This window comes from Limosilactobacillus galli, assembly GCF_947381495.1.
GTDB classification, from domain to species: domain Bacteria; phylum Bacillota; class Bacilli; order Lactobacillales; family Lactobacillaceae; genus Limosilactobacillus; species Limosilactobacillus galli.
The window spans coordinates 1-4772 of the sequence record NZ_CANCWK010000069.1; the positions used below are offsets into that span (position 1 = coordinate 1).

3 protein-coding genes are annotated in these 4772 nt (G+C 50.1%); all 3 read right to left on the minus strand.

Going from position 1 to position 4772, the window contains the following annotated elements:
* Window positions 1-139 precede the first annotated feature (139 nt).
* The 3 genes from thrS to QOS10_RS08980 all read right to left on the minus strand — a co-directional run bounded on the left by thrS (window position 140) and on the right by QOS10_RS08980 (window position 4681).
* Complete coding sequence (thrS, locus tag QOS10_RS08970; RefSeq protein WP_283595141.1) at window positions 140-1945, minus strand: threonine--tRNA ligase; 1806 nt, start codon at window positions 1943-1945, stop codon at window positions 140-142.
* Between the two features lie 324 nt (window positions 1946-2269).
* Entirely contained in the window at window positions 2270-2950 is a 681-nt protein-coding gene (locus QOS10_RS08975; RefSeq protein ID WP_283595142.1) for a hypothetical protein, read from the minus strand.
* Window positions 2951-3073: 123 nt separating this feature from the next.
* A complete protein-coding gene (locus tag QOS10_RS08980) occupies window positions 3074-4681 on the minus strand; it encodes an Nramp family divalent metal transporter (RefSeq protein WP_283595143.1) in 1608 nt (535 codons plus the stop codon).
* Between the last annotated feature and the right edge of the window lie 91 nt (window positions 4682-4772).

The window sequence follows — 4772 nt, forward strand, 5'->3', positions numbered from 1 at the left end:
AATCAATGGTACAGCAAGTAACAAAAAACGATAAAGATAAGAATTCATCTTATCCTTACCGAATATCATAGAACCCCTAAAGCTAAAAAAGCCCCGGGCAGCTCATTGACTGTCCGCGGCTTTAATTAAAGGTTAGTGATTAGTTTTTACGGGAGTAGGATGCGATATCAGCGAGGATTTCGTTCATGAAGTCATCCTGACTCATTTCGTTTTGTTCCTTCTCACCGTACTTCCGGACGGAGACGCCGTTGCTCTTCATTTCGTCGTCACCGACAACCAGGGTGTATGGAACCTTTTGCGTCTGGGCTTCACGAATCTTGTAACCCATCTTCTCGTTCCGGTGATCAACAACAACCCGGATGTTGGCCGCCTTCAGCTTCTTAGCAAGTTCGTCGGCGTAAGCACCGTGGTTATCATCACTAACTGGGATGATGTGAACTTGTTCAGGGGCTAACCAGGTTGGGAAGGCACCCTTGTAGATTTCAGTCAGGTAGGCAACGAACCGTTCCATGGTGCCGACAACTCCACGGTGGATCATAACTGGCATGTGTTCCTTACCGTCCTTACCAACGTAAGTCAGGCCGAAGCGGTCAGGCAGCATGAAGTCCAGCTGGATCGTGGACATGGTTTCTTCGTTCCCAAGGGCCGTCTTGGTTTGGATATCCAGCTTTGGACCGTAGAAGGCAGCTTCACCTTCAGCTTCGTAATAGTCGAGGTTCAGGTCGTCCATGGCCGCCTTCAGCAGGGTTTGAGACCGTTCCCACATCTCGTCGTTAGCGTAGTACTTCTTAGTGTTCTTAGGATCACGCAGGGAGAGCCGGAAGCTGTAGTCGGTGATGTCGAAGTCCTTGTAGACGGACATGATCAGCTTCAGGATCTTGGCAAATTCGGACCGGATTTGGTCAAGGGCAACGAAGGTGTGGCCGTCGTTCAAGGTCATTTCACGAACCCGTTGCAGACCGGAGAGGGCACCAGACTTTTCGTAACGGTGCATCATACCAAGTTCAGCGATCCGCAGTGGCAGGTCACGGTAGGAACGAATGTGGTGCTTGTAGATTTGAATGTGGCTTGGGCAGTTCATTGGCCGCAGTTCAAGCATTTCACCGTCACCCATGTCCATTGGTGGGAACATGTCGTCACGGTAGTGTTCCCAGTGACCAGAAGTCTTGTAGGCATCCAGGTTCATCAGAACTGGGGTGTAAACGTGCTTGTAGTCGTCGGCAACTTCCCGGTCGATGATGTAGCGTTCGATCGTCCGGCGAATCGTGGCACCCTTTGGCATCCAGTATGGCAGGCCGGCGCCGACCTTTGGATCAACAAAGAAGAGGTCAAGTTGGTTACCGATTACCCGGTGGTCGCGTTCACGTGCTTCTTGGCGCTTCTTCAGATCTTCAGCCAGGTCATCCTTCTTGTAGAAGACGGTCCCGTAGATCCGTTGAAGCATTGGGTTGGATGACATACCCTTCCAGTAAGCTCCGGCAACGGACAAGAGCTTGAGGTTCTTGACTACGTCGCCGTAAACCAGGACGTCTTGGTCAGCAATGGCCATGGCATCGCCGAGCTTGTACATGGCAACCTTGCCATCCTTAGCGTTTTCGTTGATCAGTTCAGTGGAGAACTTGTCATCCTTAACACTAGCTAAAGCTTCGTCAACGGCAACTTCAGCGAATTCAACCTTAACGTCATCCTTGGCCATCCCCTTGATGACGTCTTCTAATGCTGGTAATTCGTCGGCAGAAACTTGTTGGTCGTCCTTGTCGGAATCAACGTGGAAACCGTCTTCGTCGGCAACGGCTTCACCGAGGCGAATACCCTTGAATTCTTGTTGCAAAGCAGCCTTGAGCATTAATGCAGACAGCTTGCGGAGTGCTTGTAAACCTTCTTCTGAGTCCCGGTCGATCTTCTTAACTGATCCATCGGGTGACATAACTGCGACTTGAGCCATAATGATCTCTCCCTTACAAAAAATCAAAAACGCCCCTAACGCCTATTGTTAAGCGTTAGGGACGTTAATTATCATCAATTAGCGTGGTTCCACCCATGTTCAGGAATATTGGAATTCCTCTCTATGGTGTGGTAACGGACACGACCCGACCAGCCTTATTTCGGCTAGTGATCTAAGAAGGTGGTATCAACGTGATGAATCGCTCCAACGGTGCTTCCAGCCATGGCACCGACTCCCTGGTAGGAGGTCATCACTTGACTTATCCTTCGATTGCCTATGATTATAACACGGACGACGGACTTAGCAACCCCTTTTTTGATTATTTTATTTTTGTTGGGTTTGCTGAGGCTGGGCAGATTGTTGCTGACCACTCTGGCTGCTAGTGTTGCCATTTTGTGACTGACCGGTCGTTGATGACTGGTGCTGCTGGTCATTGTTAGTCTGCTGCTGGCTGTTAGTCGATGATTGTTGACTGTTGTTTTGCGCAGATTCGGTATTGGCAGACTGGTGTTGGTCATTATTATTGTTGCTAGTAGACTGCCGGCTGGTCGACTGGTTATTCTGCGTGCTGCTTGGCGTACTGTAAGAATAAGTGTCGCTAGTGTCAGTGGTATCATCACTATCGCTGGTGGAATGGCTCTTGTGCTTCTTATGACCGCTGCTGTGGCGCTTCTTCTTTGAGCTGGTCGAAACGGTCGTGGCATCATCGTTATTTGTGTTGACCGGATTCTGCTGCTTGACCATGAAGACAATGATCATTACCAAGAGAACCGCCAGCAAAATCCCCAGCAGGACCTTGAAGAGCCGGTGGTTGCGCCGCTTTTGACCAGGATGTGCTGGCTTAGCCTTCCTGTTTGGCCGTGGCCGGGCATTATTTTTCTCCTCGCGTTTGAGGTTGTCAAAAATTGAGGACCGGCGTTTTTTCTTTTTGTCGCCCGGTTTGGGAGTATCGTACAACTCGACCCGGCTTAAGCGCTTGTTATCCTTGTCTTGGTTATTGTTCAACGTGTTCACCTCATTTAGAACAGTACTGTATTAGTCACTATTATAGCATGATCTAGTTAATTTAAACGATTGAAAGGGGATTGGCAAGTGCCAGTCCCCTTTCTGAGTTAGGTAGATAAGCTATTAATCCTTAGCGGAGTCGTGCATCTTTTCTTCTTGTTGACCGAAGCCCCGACCCTCGGCGGCAAAACGCTTGTCACCGCGGTAGAGTTCGACACAGGTCCAAGCCAACAGGACTAAGATGATAACGATCGTCAGGTATGCCAGTACATCGGATGTCCCCTTAGACCAAACGCCAAAGCCTTCGTAAGTTGCCGGCAGGTTGTAGAGGTTCAGGAAAGTCAGTGCGATAACTGATAACCAACCACAAACCTTAACCCACATCCGATTCTTGAATTCACCCATCTCGACTTCACTGTTGGTCATCATCAGCAGCGGCAGCATGGAGAATGGCAGGGCGAAGGCCAGGAAGACTTGTGAGTTTTCCATCAGCAGGTTCAACGCAGTGTGTTGCTGGATGGTAGATTCGCCAGAAGTCATCCCAACACAGAGCAGCACTGGAACGACGGAGATCAGACGGGTAACCAGGCGCCGGGCCCAGAGTGGCATCTTCATGTGGACGAACCCTTCCATGATGACCTGACCAGTCAGGGTCCCGGTGATGGTGGAGTTTTGACCAGAAGCCAGCAGGGCAACCGCGAACAGGGTTGACAGTACCCCGGACTTGGCGACGGCAATCAGGATGGGGTTGCTAAGCATGGAGGTGTTGTTCAGCGCTTCGTAGAGTCCAAAGAATGAACTATCCTTGACGGCCCCGTACTTGAAGACGGCCACCCCCATGATCAGCAGGAGGGCGTTAACAATGAAGGCCAGGGACAGCTGAATGTTGGAGTCCCAGGTGGTAAACCGCACCGTCTGCCGGATACTGTCGAGGTCGTTGTGGTCGATCTTCCGCGTCTGGGAAATTGCGGAGTGCAGGTACAGGTTGTGCGGCATCACCGTCGCCCCGATGATCCCTAGAGAACCGCTCAATGGAGTGATTCCACCGACTTCAGGGTGTTGGGCGATGGCCTTAGTTGAAGGCAAAAGGCCCATGAAGGCAGCGCCCCAGTTCGGGTTAGAGAGGGCTACCTGGTAGGCAAAGACAAACAGGATAACCAGAATCAGGCAGGCTACGATTGCTTCGATCTTCCGGAAACCAATCTTCGTCAATAATAGCAGAACTAAAACATCAAGAACGGTAATGAAGACTGATGGGATCAACGGAATGTGGAACAGCAGGTTCAGGGCAATCGCCGCACCAATAACTTCGGCAATATCGGTCGCCATGATCGCTAATTCGGTCATGAGCCAGAGAATAATCCCTAATGCTTTACCGGTCCGCGCCCGTGTTGCCTGAGCGAGGTCCATTTGACTCACGATCCCGAGTTTAGCCGCCATGTATTGAAGCAACATCGCAATCAAACTTGAGATCAAGATGGTAGTCATCAGGGTGTATTGGAAGCTTTGACCACCGGTAATTGAAGTCGCCCAGTTACCAGGATCCATGTAACCCACGGCAACTAATGCGCCCGGGCCAGAGTAGGCAAATAATGTTCGCCAGAATCCCTTGCCGTGAGGGACTTCAACGGTACCGTTGATTTCTTCTAGAGACTTCCCGTTAGCATACTCAATCAAGTGATGCTTACGGTGCTGATTTTTTGTGTTATCCACGCCAAATCCACCTTTCATCTTATTTTGTTAACACGCGATTTGCTAGTTCGTAACATTTAACAAAAAAAGCCTAACAAGGTTAGACTCAAAGTAGACTAAAAAAGGAGTC

Bases quoted from the DNA above. Each gene is read 5' to 3' on its own strand.
- QOS10_RS08980 (WP_283595143.1), bottom strand. From the start codon at position 4,681: ATGAAAGGTGGATTTGGCGTGGATAACACAAAAAATCAGCACCGTAAG.
- thrS (WP_283595141.1), bottom strand. From the start codon at position 1,945: ATGGCTCAAGTCGCAGTTATGTCACCCGATGGATCAGTTAAGAAGATC.